Source organism: Marinococcus luteus (assembly GCF_034497705.1).
Taxonomy (GTDB): domain Bacteria; phylum Bacillota; class Bacilli; order Bacillales; family Marinococcaceae; genus Marinococcus; species Marinococcus luteus_A.
The window spans coordinates 162,142-181,483 of record NZ_JAXRUV010000006.1 but is presented as its reverse complement, the minus strand read 5'-3'; the positions used below and the strand labels follow the sequence as shown (position 1 = coordinate 181,483).

The 19,342-nt window shown below is 47.2% G+C and carries 16 protein-coding genes; 15 read left to right on the top strand and 1 reads right to left on the bottom strand.

Annotated elements, in window-relative coordinates; translation table 11 throughout:
• Positions 1 to 39: 39 nt before the first annotated feature.
• Complete coding sequence (locus tag Q9M42_RS11200; protein ID WP_027847224.1) at positions 40 to 480, bottom strand: universal stress protein; 441 nt, start codon at positions 478 to 480, stop codon at positions 40 to 42.
• A gap of 171 nt (positions 481 to 651) precedes the next feature.
• On the opposite strand from Q9M42_RS11200, the gene Q9M42_RS11195 reads away from it, so the two are divergent.
• The 15 genes from Q9M42_RS11195 to mdh all read left to right on the top strand — a co-directional run bounded on the left by Q9M42_RS11195 (position 652) and on the right by mdh (position 19,228).
• Entirely contained in the window at positions 652 to 1,410 is a 759-nt protein-coding gene (locus tag Q9M42_RS11195; protein WP_322526551.1) for an SDR family oxidoreductase, read from the top strand.
• 77 nt (positions 1,411 to 1,487) lie between these two features.
• Entirely contained in the window at positions 1,488 to 2,171 is a 684-nt protein-coding gene (locus Q9M42_RS11190; RefSeq protein WP_322526550.1) for a metal-dependent hydrolase, read from the top strand.
• Positions 2,172 to 2,370: 199 nt separating this feature from the next.
• Positions 2,371 to 3,681: a CBS domain-containing protein gene (locus tag Q9M42_RS11185; protein WP_322526549.1), complete on the top strand. Its 1,311-nt coding sequence runs from the start codon at positions 2,371 to 2,373 to the stop codon at positions 3,679 to 3,681.
• A gap of 17 nt (positions 3,682 to 3,698) precedes the next feature.
• Positions 3,699 to 4,658, top strand: coding sequence for a DHH family phosphoesterase (locus tag Q9M42_RS11180; protein WP_322526548.1), 960 nt, complete (start codon positions 3,699 to 3,701; stop codon positions 4,656 to 4,658).
• Between the two features lie 43 nt (positions 4,659 to 4,701).
• Positions 4,702 to 7,998, top strand: a complete 3,297-nt coding sequence (locus Q9M42_RS11175; protein WP_322526547.1) for a DNA polymerase III subunit alpha — start codon at positions 4,702 to 4,704, stop codon at positions 7,996 to 7,998.
• Between the two features lie 114 nt (positions 7,999 to 8,112).
• Positions 8,113 to 9,348 (top strand): NAD(P)-dependent malic enzyme, encoded by a 1,236-nt coding sequence (locus tag Q9M42_RS11170; protein ID WP_322526546.1) that lies wholly within the window; start codon positions 8,113 to 8,115, stop codon positions 9,346 to 9,348.
• 265 nt (positions 9,349 to 9,613) lie between these two features.
• Positions 9,614 to 10,459, top strand: coding sequence for an acetyl-CoA carboxylase, carboxyltransferase subunit beta (gene accD / locus Q9M42_RS11165; RefSeq protein WP_322526575.1), 846 nt, complete (start codon positions 9,614 to 9,616; stop codon positions 10,457 to 10,459).
• A 15-nt stretch (positions 10,460 to 10,474) separates the two neighbouring features.
• The gene (locus Q9M42_RS11160; RefSeq protein ID WP_322526545.1) at positions 10,475 to 11,437 is read left to right on the top strand and encodes an acetyl-CoA carboxylase carboxyltransferase subunit alpha; all 963 of its coding nucleotides are present in this window, start codon (positions 10,475 to 10,477) and stop codon (positions 11,435 to 11,437) included.
• Positions 11,438 to 11,647: 210 nt separating this feature from the next.
• Entirely contained in the window at positions 11,648 to 12,607 is a 960-nt protein-coding gene (pfkA, locus tag Q9M42_RS11155) for a 6-phosphofructokinase (protein WP_322526544.1), read from the top strand.
• Positions 12,608 to 12,691: 84 nt separating this feature from the next.
• Entirely contained in the window at positions 12,692 to 14,446 is a 1,755-nt protein-coding gene (pyk, locus tag Q9M42_RS11150) for a pyruvate kinase (protein WP_322526543.1), read from the top strand.
• Between the two features lie 85 nt (positions 14,447 to 14,531).
• Positions 14,532 to 14,930, top strand: a complete 399-nt coding sequence (locus tag Q9M42_RS11145) for an FxsA family protein (protein ID WP_022793102.1) — start codon at positions 14,532 to 14,534, stop codon at positions 14,928 to 14,930.
• Positions 14,931 to 15,038: 108 nt separating this feature from the next.
• Positions 15,039 to 15,512, top strand: coding sequence for a DUF441 domain-containing protein (locus Q9M42_RS11140; protein WP_022793103.1), 474 nt, complete (start codon positions 15,039 to 15,041; stop codon positions 15,510 to 15,512).
• A gap of 233 nt (positions 15,513 to 15,745) precedes the next feature.
• Positions 15,746 to 16,861, top strand: coding sequence for a citrate synthase (citZ, locus tag Q9M42_RS11135; RefSeq protein ID WP_322526542.1), 1,116 nt, complete (start codon positions 15,746 to 15,748; stop codon positions 16,859 to 16,861).
• Between the two features lie 124 nt (positions 16,862 to 16,985).
• Complete coding sequence (gene icd / locus Q9M42_RS11130) at positions 16,986 to 18,254, top strand: NADP-dependent isocitrate dehydrogenase (RefSeq protein WP_322526541.1); 1,269 nt, start codon at positions 16,986 to 16,988, stop codon at positions 18,252 to 18,254.
• A gap of 29 nt (positions 18,255 to 18,283) precedes the next feature.
• Entirely contained in the window at positions 18,284 to 19,228 is a 945-nt protein-coding gene (mdh, locus tag Q9M42_RS11125) for a malate dehydrogenase (RefSeq protein ID WP_322526540.1), read from the top strand.
• Positions 19,229 to 19,342: the final 114 nt, after the last annotated feature.

Below are 19,342 nucleotides of genomic sequence, written 5' to 3'. Positions count from 1 at the left end.
GCCCCGCATCCTAATGGATACGGGGAACGTTGCCGGTGCTTATTTACGTACAATTAAGACGTCACATTTTGCGTGGCGGGCAATGGCTTCGGAAACGCTGCCGATAAACACACGCTCTACAGCATTCAATCCGGTAGCCCCGGTGATGATTAAATCTGCTTCATAGTTTTTGGCCAGCTCACGCGGGATTTTTGTTTTTGGAGAACCAAACTCCAGCGAGGAGACGACGTCTGGGACCCCTGCATTTTTTGCTTCTGCGGTGTAGTTTTCGAGCAGTTCGTTGCCATATTCTTCTGCTCGTGCAATAATAGTACGGTCATACCGTTCCATTGTAGCGAATGTTCTTGTGTCAATAACATGAGAGATGATTAATTTTGCCTGCTGCTCCTGGGCGATCTCAACAGATTTTTTAAACGCTGTTCTGGATTCGTCTGAGCCGTCGACGGCAACAATAATAACTCCGTATCTACTCAATGCCATCCTCCCCTTTTGTCGTAGGATTTCTCTTTCCTATAGATATTTTTCCCTATTTTTTTATTTTAAAACGATCGTGTGTAGGTAAAAGGATGTGTCGGAGAAACAAGTAAAAAATGTTCAAATAATTTTCACTATTAAATGACTAATGGATGATATAAAGGCGGGTGAATAACGATGAGGCATGCGTTAATTACAGCAGGCACCAAAGGCCTCGGCCGAAAAGTTTCTGAAGCTTTAAAAGAAAAAGGATATACATTGACTATTACTTACCGAAAGAAAGACGAAGCCTATTATAGGATGAAAAAGCAGTGGGAAGAAGAAAGCAGCCGTGTTCAGTTTGTTCAGGGAGATATGGTGTCCAGGCAGGATGTTGAGCGGATGGTGGAGGAGGCTTATGCAGCCTTTGGGCGTCTGGATATTGTCGTGAATAACGCCGGTCCCTACATATTCGAGAAAAAAAAACTGGCAGATTACTCCGATGAAGAATGGCACCGAATGATTGACGGTAATTTAAGTGCTGCCTTTCATTTGGCAAGAAAGGCAATACCGATTATGCGGCATCAGCAGTTCGGCCGTTTCGTCACGTATGGTTTTCAAAACGCCCCGACAGCCCCGGGATGGATTTATCGTTCAGCCTACGCTGCAGCGAAAAGCGGTCTGGTCTCGCTGACAAAATCAATATCAATTGAAGAAGCTTCTCATGGCATTACCGCAAATATGGTGTGCCCGGGTGTAGTGACCGAAAATTTTAAGGAAGCAGATATTCATGAAGGCAGAGAGGTGAGCGACGACTCCATTCCTGTAGGAAGGCCAGCAACAGGCGGTGATATTGCTAGAACTATTTTGTTTTTAACGGATGACGATGCAGATATGATTACAGGCTCTGTAATTGAAGTAACCGGCGGTGTGGATGTGCTTCATAAACACAGGTGAGTGGAAGGCAGTTTAAGTCAGCTTTGTAAAAGGTATAGTTCTTCGGAAACAGTTTTTGATTGCGGAGGAGGATATACATGAAAGTATCTTATCATGGTCACTCAGTAGTAAAGATTGAAACGAACGGCAAAACGATCCTGATTGATCCATTTATTACAGGCAACCCGTTAACTGATTTGAACGCGGAGGAAGTAAAAGCAGATGCTATTCTGCTGACTCACGGTCATTTTGATCACGTTGGCGATACCGTGGATATTGCTAAACGCAACAATGCGCTTGTCGTGGCACCGTTTGAACTGGCACAGTATCTTGGCTGGCAGGATGTAGAAACACACCCGATGCATATCGGCGGCGGGTATACGTTTGATTTCGGCCACGTGCAGCTGACGCAGGCATTTCACGGCTCCGGCTATTTCCTTGAAGAAGAACAAAAGATTATTTATACTGGGATGCCAAGCGGAATCATTTTCGAAGCAGAAGGTAAGAAAGTTTATCATATGGGTGATACCGGCTTGTTCTCTGATATTAAGCTTATCGCTGAAAGAAACAAGATTGATCTTTTATTCGTTCCGATCGGTGATAACTTCACAATGGGGCCGAGAGATGCCAAAACGGCAGCAGAATGGGTAAACGCGGATTATACAGTCCCAATCCATTACAACACTATGCCGCCTATTAAGCAGGACCCGCATCAGTTTGTGGACTCGCTTTCACCGCTGAAAGGAAAAGCGTTGGAAGCAGGCGGATCCATCGAGCTGTAACACTTAAAAAAACCGTTCAGTCATTAAAACAGACTGAGCGGTTTTTTTTAATGCAATTGCCGGCAGGCAGTTGAAGGGAGGGTTCTTGAACCGTATAATGTAATAGTACAGAAGATATAAAAGAAGTAATACAGTTAGTAATTTACGCAGACAGAACACTCCCGGTAAATGCGTAAATAAAAAGGAAGGTACTTTGCCTATGGCGACCAAACATGAACAAATATTAAACTACATACTGGGCCTCGATGTAGGGGAAAAAATCTCGGTCCGTGGAATTGCAAAGAATTTAGAGGTAAGTGAAGGAACAGCGTACCGGGCGATCAAGGAAGCGGAAAACCAGGGAATTGTCAGTACGATCGAACGAGTCGGCACGATACGTATCGAAAAAAAGCAAAAAGAAAATTTTGAGCGCTTAACGTATGCTGAAGTAGTCAATATTATCGACGGTCAGGTGCTCGGGGGCAGAAACGGCCTGCACAAAACCCTGAACCGTTTCGTTATCGGGGCCATGAAGCTCGAAGCGATGATGCGCTACGTGGAGCCAGGTAACCTCCTGATTGTCGGCAACCGTTATCAGGTGCATAAGCTTGCGCTTGAAGCCGGAGCAGCTGTTTTAATCACCGGCGGATTTGACACGAATGAACATGTTATTTCTCTGGCGGATGAACTGGGGCTGCCGGTAATTACAACGACGTACGACACGTTTACGGTAGCCTCAATGATTAACCGGGCAATCTACGACCAGTTGATTAAAAAGGAAATTGTGGTAGTAAACGATATTTTAATTCCACTTCAGGACACCTATTTTATGACTGTGGATAACACTGTGGAAAAATGGCACGAAATGAACCAGAAAACTGGGCACAGCAGATATCCGGTGATCAGCGAAGACATGAAAATCCAGGGAATGGTGGCAGCGAAGGACGTCCTGGGGGCTTCTGTGCAGACCCCCATTGAAAAAGTGATGACGAAGTCTCCAATCACGGTGAGTGAACGAACGTCTGTAGCTTCGGTAGCCCACACGATGGTGTGGGAGGGAATCGAGCTGCTTCCGGTTATGGACGATGCGAAAAAGCTGCTTGGAGTCATCAGCCGGCAGGACGTATTAAAAGCACTGCAGATGGTGCAGCGCCAGCCACACGTTGGGGAAACCATCGAAGATACGGTGACAAGCCGTTTTCGGGAGGCTACGCCCGGGTCAGGATTTATGTTTGAATGCGATGTTACCCCGCAGATGACTAACGCGCTTGGGACAGTGGCAAACGGAGTTATTATGTCTCTTGTTACAGAAACTGGCCGGCGTCTATTGAGAGAATACAAAAAGGGTGACATGGTTGTAGAAAACGTAACACTTTACTTTATCCGACCGGTACAGATTGAAAGTAAAATTGATTTGAACGGAAAAATTCTTGAAGTGGGAAGAAAACACGGAAAAGTGGATGTAGAACTGTACTACGAAGGTGCAATCGTCGGTAAGGCGATGATGATGGTACAGCTGCTCGACCGCTGATCAATGGAGGAAAGATAATGCAGATGTTTCAGGCAATCATACAAACGATAGAACAATACAGTAAAATCATGATTTACCGGCACGAACGTCCGGACCCGGATGCTCTCGGTTCTCAGGCTGGGATGGCAGCATGGATTAGAAAACAGTTTCCGGACAAGCAGGTGGGTACTATAGGTGAAAATGAACCTTCCCTTTCGTTTTTAACGACGATGGATGAACATTCGTTTGAAGTGGACGCCGAAACACTGGTTATCGTGTGTGACACTGCCAATATGGCAAGAATCGACGGTACAGGCTGGGATCAGGGAGCGGCAGTTATAAAAATCGACCATCACCCGAACGAAGATCCATACGGCGAGCCGATGTGGGTAGACACGAAAAAAAGCTCCACCTGCGAAATGATTACCGAGCTGGTGCTGTATGCCCAAAAATCTTACGGCTGGACAATCCCGAATGAAACCGCCCGCCTCTGCTACGCCGGGATTATCGGAGATACCGGGCGTTTCCAGTTCAGTAACACAACGCCGAACACGATGCGCATGGCAGCTGAACTGCTTGCATTTGATTTTGACCCGGGAGCAATCTATGCCGAAATGTATAAAAACCCCGAGAGTCTGGTGCGTCTGCGCGGAGAAGTGCTTCAAAGCTTCACGCTGACCGAAGACGGAGCAGCCTACATGTACTTAACCCGGGATCTGCTTGGTAAATACAATGTAACCATTAATGAATCTTCAGCGGTAATTAACTCGTTTGCTGATACAGAAGGAGTCATTGCGTGGGTATTTTTTGTGGAAGAAGAGCAGGGGTCATACCGTGTGCGTTTTCGTTCGCGCGGCCCGGTGATCAATCAACTGGCTGTTAAATACCGCGGAGGCGGACATACAATGGCTGCAGGAGCTCAAGCAGAGAACAGGAAAGAAACAGAAGATATTATACAGGAGCTTGAAAATATCTGCCGAAATTGGAAGCAGCGGTAAAGAACGTTCATCAAAGACCAGGCTGAAGGGAGGGGGGAGGCGTATGTCACTGCACGCATATTCGGAGTACAGCATTTTACAAAGCACTATCCGGCTCGAAAATCTTGTCCGCAAAGCAAAAGAATACAACTGGCCGGCGGCAGCGGTTACTGACCGGGACACGATGCACGGGGCAGTGGCTTTTTACCGTCTCTGCCGACAGTACCAGGTGAAGGGCCTTCCGGGGATTGAATTGTGGGTCCAGGGAGATACTAAAGAGGATGAAGAATTTCCGGTGGTTGCGTTGCCGCAGGATAACCAGGGATACGGGCAGCTCATGCGGTGGGCCGGGGACAAACAGCAGGACAGAAAGATAACTTGGGAACAACTGGCAGAGTCTGCCGGTTGTCTTTTTATCCTCCCACTTGAAAACAGTGAGCCCGGCACTTTGAAGAACCGCAAAGACGAGTTACATGCGTTTTTTGAAAAATGGAGCAGACGGTTCGGGGCTGATGTTCTATGGCTTGAAGCGCCCAGGGCTGGAGAAGAAATAGAATGGAGAAGCGCTGCAGAGCAATTCGGGCTCCCGATGGCAGCGTCTCCATTAATCAATATGCAGACAACCGAAGAGGAGCGGGCCTACAAGCTGCTGCATGCAGTGAAGAAAGGCAGTGTCTGGAAAGATACCGTAATAGAACAGAGACCCTTCTCACTCGAAATGTGGCAGCAGGAAGCATCAGTTATGTATGAAGCTGAGCATATCGATAACTGGAAACGGGCAGCTGATAAATGCCACGTAGATATTTCATTAGGGGAGACGCACCTTCCGGCATTTCCAGCTCCGCGCGGGCAGTCTGCCGGCCTGTATTTGAAAAAACTTGCAGAAAAAGGAATGCAAAAGCGTTATAATGCCGTCTCGGAACAAATGAGAGAGCGGTTGAAGCATGAACTGAATGTTATTATCGATGCCGGCTTCGCTGATTATTTTTTAATTGTGCAGGATTTTGTGGCGTTTGCTAAAAAGCAGGGAATGTATGTAGGACCGGGAAGAGGGTCGGCAGCGGGGTCGCTCGTTTCCTACCTTATCGGTATTACGGATGTGGATCCCCTGCAGTACGACCTTCTTTTTGAGCGGTTTTTAAATCCGGAACGTGCGGCGCTTCCGGACATAGATATTGACTTTCCGGATCACCGGCGGGAAGAGGTGCTGCATTATTTAAGGAATAAATACGGGGACAGCCACGTGGCTCAGATTGTTACATTCAATACGTTCGGGGCGCGGGCGGCAATACGGGATGCGGGAAGGGTGCTCGAAATTCCGCAGGGGCTTATTAACCGGACGGCTGGTATGTTTTCAGGCGCCGATTCCATTGCCGGAAAAACTGCAGGCGACAAACAGCTGCAGCAGTGGCAGCAGAATGAACCGAAAGTTGACTCCCTCCTTCGGGCGGCTTCCTTTTTGGAAGGGCTGCCGCGCCAGACATCTATTCACGCCGCCGGTATCGTTTTAAGCAGTGAACGGCTGGAATCCTACACTCCATTAATGGAGAGAAACGGCTCGCTGCTGTTAACGCAGTATCCGATGGAGGACCTTGAAGCTCTCGGACTTGTGAAAATCGACTTGCTAGGGCTCCGGAATTTAACGCTGCTCGAATATATGACTGAGGCTGTTCAAAAAATAGAGAAGAATTTTCAGTTAAGACGCATACCCATGGATGATGAAAAAACGTATCAGCTGCTGAGCGAGGGGAAAACTAACGGAATATTTCAGCTTGAATCGGCAGGAATGAAATCTGCCCTGCAGCAGATCAGGCCCGACCGTTTTGAGGATATTGCTGCAGTGAGCGCTCTTTACCGCCCGGGCCCGATGGCTCAGATCCCGTTGTATGCAGAGCGCAAGCACGGGATAAAAGAAATGCCCGATCTACCTGAACATATTGAAGATATTGCAGGGTCTACATACGGCATTATCGTATACCAGGAGCAGATTATGCAGATTGCGGTGAAAGTGGCAGGGTATACAATGGGAGAAGCGGACTCCTTCCGGAGGGCTATCAGCAAAAAAAACGCTGGTGAAATGAAAAAAGAAGCAAAACGGTTTCTTGAAAAAGCAGCAGCTTCAAAAGTGCCGAAAACGGAAGCAGAAACAATATTCAGCTGGATTGAACAGTTTGCCAATTATGGCTTCAATAAAAGCCACGCAGTGGCCTACAGCGTTATTTCCTATCAGCTGGCTTATATTAAAGCCCATTATCCGGCCGTGTTTTTCTCTTCATTAATGACAAGCCACGTGCGAAGTGAAGAAAAATTTCTGGAATATCAGCGAGAAGCAAAAGAGCTCGGTATTCGGCTGCTTCCGCCTTCAATCAATCAAAGCGGCTATGGGTTTCGTATTGAGGAAGGAAATCTTCGTTTTGGCTTGAATATCATTAAACAGGCAGGTAAAAACAATATCCAGATGATTTTAAATGAAAGAAAAAGCGGTGGACGTTTTGAATACTGGCTTGATTTTCTTCACCGCGTGGATACAAGAGCGATTGGCCGTCAGGGGTTTGTGTATCTTATTCAGGCTGGCGTGTTTGATGAATTTGGTGTTGAGCGGTCGACGCTGCTCGCTTCGCTTGACCGTTCCCTGCGGATGATCGAGGGAGAACAGGAATTCCAGGAATTTGGCACAGAGCTGGCACCGAGAATGCGCTGGATTGAAGCTGAACCTCTTACCCGCGAAGAAAAGCTTGAGATGGAAAAAGAAGCCTCCGGATACTACTTAAGCGGCCATCCGCTGGATGCCTACAGTGAACTTTTTGCCGCCTTTCGGTTATGGGACCTTGGGAGTCCGCTTCCAGCGGATAATCAGCTGCGCTGGGCTGGCGGGTTCGTGCGGACCGTGAAAACCGTGCGAACGAAAAACGGACAGTCTATGTGCTTTCTGACGATGGATGATGGCTCCGGGGAGCTTGAAGTGGTCGTTTTTCCGAACGTCTACCGGAAGGTGAAATCAATGCTTACAGAAAAGTCAATCCTTCTGATTCAGGGGCGCACCGATAAACAGGCCCGCAGCAGCAAAATGATTGCAGAAGACTGTCTTTCCATGCAGGAGCTTGAGAAACAGTCGGAGAATACGCTTTTTGTTAAATTGCCGGAAAAAGACGGAGAACAGGCTCTGCGCCGAATTAAGCAAATACTGCGGCAGTCGCCCGGGGCTGTACCTGTCATCGTCTATGATGAGCAGCAGGAGCGCACCATTCAGCTCGGAAACAGCTTAAAAACAAACGCAGCGGATGTATGTCTACGCGAACTTGAAAAGGTTGTTTCAAAAGAATCTATTATTTTGAAACCAAATAAAGATGCCGCTGACTGATTATTCTGTTATAATAGGTAACGTTTATAATTAAAATGAATGAAACACTTGATGTGCTTCTAAAAGCACAGGGTTATAATTAAAATATAAAATATGCTGAAGGAGAGTGGCACCATGCCGACAACCCGCGAGGAAGCACTACATATTCATAAACAGAACCAGGGAAAACTGGAGACGGTCTCGAAAGTACCGGTGAGAAATGGAAGAGATTTAAGCTTGGCCTATTCTCCGGGGGTAGCAGAGCCGTGCAAAGAAATTTTTGATGATAAACAAAAGGTATTTGAATATACAATGAAAGGAAATATGGTAGCGGTCGTATCCGACGGCTCTGCCGTGCTTGGCCTTGGTAATATCGGCCCGGAAGCGTCCCTGCCTGTTATGGAAGGAAAGGCGGTTCTGTTTAAATCCTTCGCGGGGGTGGATGCTTTTCCAATCTGCCTCGAAACAAATGATGTCGACAAAATTGTAGAAACGGTAAAATTAATGCAGCCGACTTTTGGCGGCGTTAATCTTGAAGATATCGCCGCTCCTAACTGCTTTGTCATTGAAGAACGGTTGAAAAAAGAAACGAATATCCCTGTTTTCCATGACGATCAGCACGGCACAGCAATCGTTACTGTAGCCGGGTTAATCAACGCCCTGAAACTCAATAAAAAGCACATGTCCGAAATCCGTGTAGTTATTAACGGGGCAGGTTCAGCCGGCATTGCTATTATTAAACTTCTCCGCCGCTTCGGAGTGAAAGACGTAATTTTATGCGACTCCAAGGGAGCCATTTACGAAGGACGTCCGGAAGGCATGAACGACATGAAAGCAGAAGTCGCAAAAGTAACGAACAATGAAAATGTTTCCGGGGGATTAAAAGAGGTTGTCCAGAATACGGATGTATTTATTGGTGTGTCCGTGGCGGGAGTATTATCGAAGGAAATGGTTGAGTCCATGAACGAGGACCCTATCATCTTTGCGATGGCCAATCCAGACCCTGAAATTACTCCGGACAATGCCAAGGAAGCCGGAGCGAAAGTAATTGGCACGGGCCGCTCCGATTTTCCGAACCAGGTAAACAACGTGCTCGCGTTTCCGGGTATTTTCCGGGGAGCCCTCGATGTAAACGCCACCCACATTAACGAGGATATGAAAAAAGCAGCTGTATATGCTATTGCAGAGCTGATTACCGAAGACGAGTTGAACGAAGATTATGTTATTCCGAATCCTTTTGATCCGAGAGTCGCTCCAGAAGTAGCTGCAGCAGTAGCGAAAACAGCGATGGAAACAGGTGTGGCGCGAAAAAATGCTGATCCGGAAAAAATTAAGGAAAAAACAAGAGCTCTTTCTGATATCGAAGAATAGTAAAGACCTATATTCTTAACCATTGAAGATGTCTGGCTTTTCCTATATATTAGAGCTTGTATGTGATAGACTATGTGGGAGACTAATAGCAGGAGCGATCGCTGACAAAACGGTCGCTCCTGATGTACGTCTGCAAATAAAACAACAGCGCTGTGTTATGTACACCTGCTGAACGGTGAATTGCATTCCGGGACGCTGCAGTCTGCTTGCGTTTTTATTATTTGCGGAGCAGCCAAGCATTAAATATGAAGAAGGTGTCTTTATGATGATCAAAGATTTATTCAGCAAAAGGCGGAAATATGCTTCAATGCCGGCTGAAAGGGAACAGCCGAAAACAATGAATGAAGGCGTTATGACAAAGTGCCCTAAATGTAAAACGATTGTGTATACAAAAGAGTTAATGAAATATGCCAATGTCTGTATGCACTGTGGTCATCATATGCCGATGACTCCTTCCGAACGGATCGATTTGATCCTAGATACGGATTCCTTTCGTGAATTAAACCCTCATATGGTTTCTGCAGATCCTCTGGAGTTTCCGGAATACAAAGAAAAGCTTGAAAAGGATCAGAAAAAGACTGGTCATAAGGAAGCGGTCGTCACAGGTGAAGGGACGATCGGAGGCACCCCGGTGGTTCTTGGCGTCATGGATCCGGCGTTCCGGATGGGGAGCATGGGATCGGTAGTCGGAGAGAAAATCGCACGGGCAATCGAACGGGCACTTGACCTCCATGCACCCTTCATTCTGTTTTCAGCTTCAGGCGGAGCACGGATGCAGGAAGGGATTCTCAGCCTCATGCAAATGGCCAAGACGAGTGCAGCACTGAAAAAAATGGATGAAGCAGGGCTTTTATTTGTATCAGTTATGACTCACCCTACTACCGGCGGCGTTTCTGCAAGCTTTGCCTCTCTTGGAGATTACAATTTTGCCGAGCCGGAAGCATTAATAGGTTTTGCCGGAAGAAGAATAATTGAACAGACAATACGCCAGGAGCTTCCCGAAGATTTTCAGACAGCGGAATTTTTGCTTAAACACGGACAGCTCGACAAGGTACTGCATAGGCAGGACATGAAAAATGTTTTGTCCGCAATCGTGCAGATGCATACGTGAAGGGAGTAAGTGACAATGGAAAATCATCTTCCTTTTGAAAAACCAATCATGGAGCTCCGGAACAAAATCGATGAATTAAAAAGCTTCACAGATGAGAAGGACATTGATTTAAGCGGAGAGATAGAAAAACTGGAGCAGCGGCTGGAGCAGCTCGAATCAGAAGTATATAATAATTTAAAGCCTTGGCAGCGGGTGCAGATTGCGAGGCACCCGGAGCGGCCCACCACGCTGGATTATATCGACAGTTTGTTTGAACAATTCATTGAACTGCACGGCGACCGGCTGTTTGGCGATGACGAAGCGATTGTCGGAGGTATTGCCTTTTTTGAAGGAAGCCCGGTAACTGTTATCGGACATCAGCGTGGGCGGGATACGAAGGAAAATGTGCGCCGGAATTTCGGCATGCCGCATCCGGAAGGGTACCGCAAAGCGCTTCGTCTTATGAAGCAGGCCGAAAAGTTCAACCGGCCGGTGATCTGCTTCGTTGATACGAAGGGCGCTTATCCCGGAAAAGCAGCGGAAGAGCGGGGACAGAGTGAAGCTATTGCGCGTAACCTGATGGAAATGGCCGGCCTGAAAGTGCCGGTAATTAGTGTTGTTATCGGAGAAGGCGGCAGCGGAGGCGGTCTTGCGCTTGGAGTAGCGAATCATGTACATATGTTCGAAAATTCATGGTATTCGACAATTTCTCCAGAAGGGGCTTCCTCTATCCTGTGGAAGGATGCTTCATATGCAAGGGAGGCGGCTGAAGCGATGCGTATCACAGCCGGAGATCTGAAGGAATTTGGAGTAATTGATGAGATTGTGAAGGAACCCCGGGGAGGGGCCCACCATGATCCGAAAGAGCAGATGGCTATTCTGCGAAAAACGCTTCAGCAGTCTTTAAAGGATCTGCTTGTATTAACGCCGAATGAATTAATAGAATCAAGGTATGAAAAATTTAAGCAGATGGGTACGTTTGAAGAAAGTGATTTTTAGGAAAGCGCCGGGTGGCGCTTTTTTTATGAGATTGAACGGCCCCTGTTGTTCAGCTGATATTGACGAAAACGAGCGGAACGCTGTCACAGAGCCCCTCTTTTAGTGTGGCTTTTTAATTAAAGCGGCTTTTAAAAATACAATTACTTTTGTGTCATCGGGTCTATAACGGGTATAATGATAAACAGGAATGCAAAGGGAAGGAGTTATGGAATGAAACGGATTGGAGTACTAACTAGTGGAGGAGATTCTCCGGGGATGAATGCAGCCATACGTGCTGTGGTTCGGAAGGCGATTTATCACGATCTTGAGGTTTACGGAGTTCAGTACGGCTATGCCGGGCTGATCGAAGGGGATATCAAAAAAATGGAGCTTGGCGACGTAGGGGATATTATCCACCGCGGCGGAACAAAATTGTATACCGCCCGCTGTGAAGAATTCCGTACACCCGAAGGACGCCAGAAGGCAGTGGATCAGCTGAATGCAAGAGGCATTGAAGCATTGGTCGTCATAGGCGGTGACGGTTCCTTCCGCGGCGCTGAAAAATTGACAGAGCTTGGCTATCCGACGATTGGTGTACCGGGCACAATCGATAATGACATTCCGGGAACGGATTACACCATCGGCTTTGATACGGCGCTGAACACAGTCATCGACGCTATTGATAAAATCCGTGATACCGCCACTTCACATGAGCGTACATACGTTATTGAAGTAATGGGCAGAGATGCCGGTGACCTCGCTCTCTGGTCCGGGCTCGCCGACGGCGCAGAGACGATTCTTATCCCAGAAGAAGAGTACGATATGGATCAGGTAGTAAGCCGTCTCCGCCGCGGCCACGCGAGGGGCAAAAAACACAGTATCATCATTATCGCTGAAGGCGTGGGAAGCGGAACAGAATTCGGCCAAAAAATTCAGGATACGACGAATCTTGAAACGAGGGTGACCGTGCTTGGCCATATCCAGCGCGGAGGTTCGCCGACCGGATTTGACCGTGTGCTCGCAAGCCGTCTCGGAGCAAGGGCCGTAGAGCTTCTATTAAACGGTAAAGAAGGACGGATGGTCGGCATTGAAAAAAATGAGATTGTTGATAAAGCCATTCCGGAAGTGCTTAAGCAAAAGCATCAGGTAGACTCCGGCATGTATAAATTGTCTCAGGAACTGTCGATTTAATTCCGGGGTCAACGCAGTGTCCCGGATGAAAAATTTCTATGGTACAATGAACTAGGATTTTAGAGAGAGAACAGGAGGAAAATCATGCGAAAAACAAAAATTGTATGTACGATAGGACCGGCAAGTGAAGCGCCGGAAACGCTGGAGAAATTAATTGAAAATGGCATGAATGTAGCGAGACTCAACTTTTCCCACGGAGACTTTGCTGAGCATCAGGCCCGGATTGACAGCATACGCGAAGTTTCTGCCCGCCTGAAAAAAAACGTTGCTATTCTGCTGGACACAAAGGGCCCGGAAGTACGGACTCATACGATGGAAGGCGGCGCCATTCAGCTTGAAAAAGGACAGCCACTCATCATCAGCACAGAAGAAGTTGTAGGGACGACGGAAAAAATCTCTGTCACCCACAGCGGCCTGACGGATGATATGGAAGTCGGCAAAAAAATCCTTCTCGATGATGGGCTGATTGAGCTTGAAGTAACCGGTATCGAGGAGAAGGAAGTTCATACGAAAGTTCTCAATAGCGGCGAACTGAAAAACAAAAAGGGCGTTAACCTTCCGAACGTGAAGGTCAATCTGCCGGGTATCACAGAAAAAGATGCGGATGATATTGAATTTGGAATCAGAAATAACGTCGATTTTATTGCCGCTTCATTTGTACGCCGTGCCTCTGACGTTTTGGAAATCCGGGAGCTCCTGGAAAAACACGGAGCAGAAGACACGTTCATCGTGCCGAAAATTGAAAACCAGGAAGGCATCGACAATGTCGAGGAAATCCTTGAAGTGTCCGACGGACTGATGGTGGCGCGCGGAGATATGGGCGTTGAAATCCCGCCAGAAGAAGTACCGCTAGTACAAAAGCGTCTGATTAAACGCTGCAACTTCCTGGCGAAGCCAGTCATTACAGCTACGCAGATGCTCGATTCCATGCAGCACAATCCGCGTCCGACCCGTGCTGAAGCAAGTGATGTGGCGAATGCTATTTTCGATGGTACAGATGCTATCATGCTTTCCGGTGAAACAGCAGCCGGGGACTATCCAGTGGAATCCGTGGAAACAATGAGCAACATCGCGCTTAGAGCAGAATCATCCCTGCAGTACCGCAATACGCTTGATGAAAAAACAAAAGAAAGCAAGCCTTCCATTACCAATTCCATCGGACAGTCGGTTGCCTATACAGCCCATTCATTGAACGCATCGGCGATTCTGACTGCCACCGAAAGCGGGTATACCGCACGCATTGTTTCAAAATACCGTCCGGAGTCACCGATCATTGCGGTTACAAGTAATGAACGTGTCTATCGCCGGCTCGCTTTAATCTGGGGCGTTCAAGGACTGCTTGGCACAAAATCGAGCACTACCGATGAAATGCTTGATGTTACTGTGAGCAAAGCGCTGTCGGAAGAGCTCGTCAACCGTGGCGATCTTGTGGTTATCTCTGCCGGAGTACCTGTAGGTGAAACAGGAACGACTAATCTGATGAAGGTCCACGTGATCGGTGAAACGGTTGCAAAAGGACAGGGCATCGGCCGCTACACTGCCTCAGGAAGAGTAGTAGTCGCAGGCAGTGCGGAAGAGGCAAATGCTAAAATGACAGAGGGCGCAGTGCTCGTCACCCAGGCAACAGATAAAGATATGATGCCGGCTGTGGAAAAAGCGCTGGCTGTGGTGACAGAAGAAGGCGGTTTAACCTCGCATGCTGCTGTTGTAGGACTGAATCTGGGTATCCCTGTAGTAGTAGGTGTTGAAGAAGCCAGAAGCTTGTTTGAAGACGGCGAGGAAATTACAGTCGACGCTTCAAGAGGTGACATTTACCGCGGACATGCGAGTGTATTGTAAAAAATTCTGATCACTAACTATAACCTGGTGACGCTGAAACGACGCAGAAATCTGGATAAAATTTTAAATGAAAGGGGGCGGGCAGATGGCTAAATGGTTTTTACTACTGTTGATTATTGTACCGGCCGCAGAAGTAGGTGTATTAATATTATCCGGCAACACGATCGGCATATGGCCGACAATTGCACTCATTATTGCGACCGGGCTGCTTGGGGCCTGGCTTGCGAAACGGGAAGGCCTGCAGGTGTTCCGTACGCTGCAGATGCAGACGCAGCGGGGGGAAATGCCTGGGGATATTGTTCTGGATGGTGTTTGCATTCTTGTTGGCGGCACGCTGCTGCTCACCCCGGGATTTATCACAGACGCTCTCGGTTTCAGCCTGTTAATTCCGTGGTCGAGAAGAGGAATGAAAGCCGTTTTAAAGAAATGGTTTAAAAAAATGGTAGATAACGGGAATATAAGAGTGATGGGACGCAGGTGGTGAGCCTGCTCCCGATTGAAACTTCTGAAAACTTTCCGGGCGTACATGACATGAAATTGTCAAATGTGGTAGGATTATTAGGAGCGTTTAATTTGGAAGGATGACCATGCATTGTTATCGCAAGCCTCAGTTTTTTTACTTATACTGCTTGCGGTGGGGATTTTCGCAAAAAACCAGTCATTAATCATAGCTGTCGCTGCTTTAATCGTTATTAAATGGACAGGACTGGGCGATAAAATATTTCCGTTTATGCAGGCAAAAGGCATTGAAATTGCTGTTACTATTTTGACATTTGCGGTTCTGGTTCCAATTGCTACCGGGGACATTGGTTTTCGCCAGCTCGGTGAAGCAGTTCGTTCCTATTATGCATGGATTGCGCTCGCCTCGGGCATACTGGTGGCACTTATTGCCAAGGGTGGTGTAGAACTGCTTCAGACAGATCCGCACATCACTACTGCGCTTGTGCTTGGCACCATTTTAGCAGTAGCTCTGTTTAACGGTATTGCCGTCGGGCCTCTTATCGGGGCCGGCATCGCTTATATTGCGATGAGAGCCGTGGAGTGGTTTTCCTCTCTCGGCGGATAGACGGCTGTATAACAGCCGGAGGTATCTCCGGCTGCCTTAACAGAGGGAGGTCATTATTGTGTACACAATTGAATGCGCTATACCTCCAAAAAGTGGCAGTGCAATGGGCTTTTATGTCAAAAACAGACCAACCGTTCTGTTTTCGAAGCGTATGTTTTATTAAAAGGAAAATGTAAGCATTTTCTTCTTCAGTACATACGCTATACTTTTTGAATTAAAGGAGAGATTGTGTAATGAGTTCAACTCGTGGTTTAGAAGGCGTTGTAGCTACTACTTCCAGTGTCAGCTCCATTGTTGATGATGTATTGAGATATCAGGGTTATCATATTGATGACTTGACAGAAAATGCATCTTTTGAAGAAGTTATTTATCTGCTTTGGTACGGGGAGCTTCCAACCAAAGAAGAATACAATAATTTCCGTCAGTCGCTCATGGATAATATGAGTGTACCGGATGAAATTTTTGAATACATGAAACAGTATCCGGTCGATGAAGTGCGCCCTATGGCTGCTCTGCGTACTGCAGTTTCGCAGTTGAGCCTTTACGACAGTGAAGCTGATGACATGAGCGAAGAAGCAAACCATCGTAAAGCTGTGCGACTGCAGGCACAAATTTTATCTCTCGTTACAGGTTTTGCAAGAGTTCGAAAAGGAAAAGACCCGATTAAGCCTGATCCTGCACTGAGCTTTTCTGCAAACTTTTTGTATATGCTAAACGGAGAAGCACCGGATGAAACATCGATCAAAGCGTTTAACAAAGCGATGATTCTGCACGCTGACCATGAACTGAATGCATCTACATTTACTGCCCGTGTTTGTGTAGCCACCCTTTCGGATATGTATTCTGGGGTGACAGCGGCTATCGGCGCATTAAAAGGCGAGCTTCACGGCGGTGCCAATGAGCGTGTAATGGGAATGCTGACAGACATCGGAACCCCGGACAATGTGGACAGCTATGTGCAGAAGCTTCTCGATAACAAAGAAAAGATTATGGGATTCGGACACCGGGTATATAAAAATGGCGATCCGCGTGCCAAATACCTGCGCGAGATGTCCCGTCAGCTGACAGAAGTTACCGGGGAATCAAAATGGTATGATATGTCGATGAAAGTTGAAGAAAAAATCGAAAACGAGAAAGGTCTTCTGCCGAACGTGGATTTCTTTTCAGCGTCTGTGTATCACAGTCTCGGCATTGACCACGACTTGTTTACACCGATTTTTGCCGTCAGCCGTACGTCTGGGTGGATCGCTCATATTCTTGAGCAGTATGAAAACAATCGTTTAATCCGCCCACGTGCAGAATATGTCGGCCCGGAAAATAAAACGTACGTTTCTCTAGAAGAACGATAAGCTGGAGTTAAGCAAGCGGAAAAAGGTGCTTCGTTTTCCTGTTCCCGCTTATTCAGCGTCCCGGGTATGATTTGATGTCTGGGTAAAAAAGAAAAGTTGATCACATTAAAGGAGGATTTATTTTATGTCTAACGGAGAAAAAATTCAAACTAATAATGGTAATTTAACGGTGCCAAACGAACCAATTATCCCTTATATCGAAGGGGACGGCATTGGCCCGGACATCTGGGCTGCAGCAGAGAAAGTATTGGATGCAGCTGTAGAAAAAGCCTATAACGGTGAAAAGAAAATTCACTGGAAAGAAATTCTTGTAGGCCAGAAAGCTTACGATAAAACAGGCGAATGGCTCCCGGAAGAATCCCTGGAGGCTATCCGTGAATACTTAATCGCTATTAAAGGCCCGCTCACCACTCCTATCGGTGGAGGCATCCGTTCCCTGAACGTAGCGCTGCGCCAGAAGCTTGACCTGTTTACGTGCCTGCGTCCGGTACAGCACTTTACAGGCGTACCTTCCCCGGTAAAGCGTCCGGAAGACGTTAACATGGTTATTTTCCGTGAGAACACTGAGGACATTTATGCCGGTATTGAATTCCAGGAAGGCACAGATGAAGTGAAAAAAGTCATCGACTTCCTGCAAAATGAAATGGGCTCCGAAAACATCCGTTTCCCTGAAACATCCGGTATCGGCGTAAAGCCTGTTTCCAGAGAAGGTACTGAGCGCCTCGTCCGTGCTTCTATTCAATACGCGCTTGATGAAGGCCGTGAAAGTGTAACCCTCGTACACAAAGGAAATATTATGAAGTTTACCGAAGGCTCCTTCAAAAACTGGGGCTACGACCTTGCAGAGCGTGAATTCGGCGATAAAGTCTTCACATGGCGCGAATATGATGAAATCGTAGAAAAAGAAGGCAAGGAAGCAGGAAATGCTGCTCAGGATAAAGCGGTAAGCGAAGGCAAAATCATCGTAAAAGATGCTATTGCTGACATCTTCCTGCAGCAGATTCTGACACGTCCGAAAGAGTTTGATGTAGTAGCCACTATGAACTTAAACGGAGACTATGTTTCCGACGCGCTGGCTGCGCAGGTTGGCGGCATTGGTATCGCTCCGGGCGCCAACATCAACTACGAGACTGGACACGCTATTTTCGAGGCTACACACGGCACAGCGCCAAAATATGCCGGCCTGGATAAAGTAAATCCTTCTTCTGTTATCCTTTCCGGTGAACTGCTGCTTCGTCACCTTGGCTGGAATGAAGCTGCCGAGCTTGTGCTTCAATCCATGGACAAAACCATCGGAAGCAAAGTCGTCACCTATGACTTCGCCCGCCTGATGGACGGAGCAAAAGAAGTGAAGTGCTCTGAGTTCGGTGACGCTCTAATCAGCAATATGTAATCCAATCAATTGATAGGAGATGAGCATGCATGGCTATTACGCGCAGAAAAGTATCAGTTATAGGTGGCGGTTTTACAGGGGCTACTACGGCTCTTATGGTTGCCCAGAAAGAGCTTGGGGATGTAGTGCTTGTAGACGTCCCGGACAATGAAGGACCGACAAAAGGGAAAGCACTCGATATGCTCGAGTCGACTCCAGTAAACGGATCGGATGTTAATGTGACCGGCACATCGGATTACGCTGATACAGCTGGATCGGACATTGTCGTGATCACAGCAGGTATTGCAAGAAAGCCGGGAATGAGCCGGGATGATCTGATTAATACAAACGCAAAAATCATGAAATCTGTCACAAAAGAAGTGGTGAAACATTCGCCTGAATGCATTATTGTCGTGCTCACCAATCCGGCAGATGCAATGACATATGCGGTGTATAAAGAATCCGGCTTCCCTAAAAACCGTGTTATCGGCCAGTCCGGGGTGCTCGATACGGCACGCTTCCGTACGTTTGTCGCCCAGGAGACCGGCATTTCCGTTGAAGACATCCAGGGATTCGTTCTTGGTGGCCACGGAGATGACATGGTACCGCTGATCCGTTACTCAAACGCTGGCGGAGTGCCGCTGACTAAGCTCATATCCCAGGAACGTATTGACGCAATCATTGAACGAACGCGCAAAGGCGGAGGGGAAATTGTGCAGCTTCTTGGTAATGGAAGTGCTTATTACGCCCCAGCCGCTGCTCTTACGGAAATGGTTGAAGCGATTTTAAAAGATAAAAAGCGAGTGCTCCCATCTATTGCTTATCTTGAAGGCGAATATGGATATAATGATCTTTACCTCGGAGTACCGACCATTCTTGGCGGTAACGGGTTGGAAAAGATTATCGAGCTCGAGCTGACAGATGAAGAACAAAATCAATTGAATACTTCTGCTGATTCTGTTCGTGATGTCATGAAGGCATTACCGAACGATTAAAGAAGTGCTGTAGGCTGTCTGTATGATACAGGCAGCTTTTTTATGCCTGCAGGAGAAAAAGCGATAAACATTGAGCTGTGTGACTCGCTTATAGTATGATGAATGTGACAGATG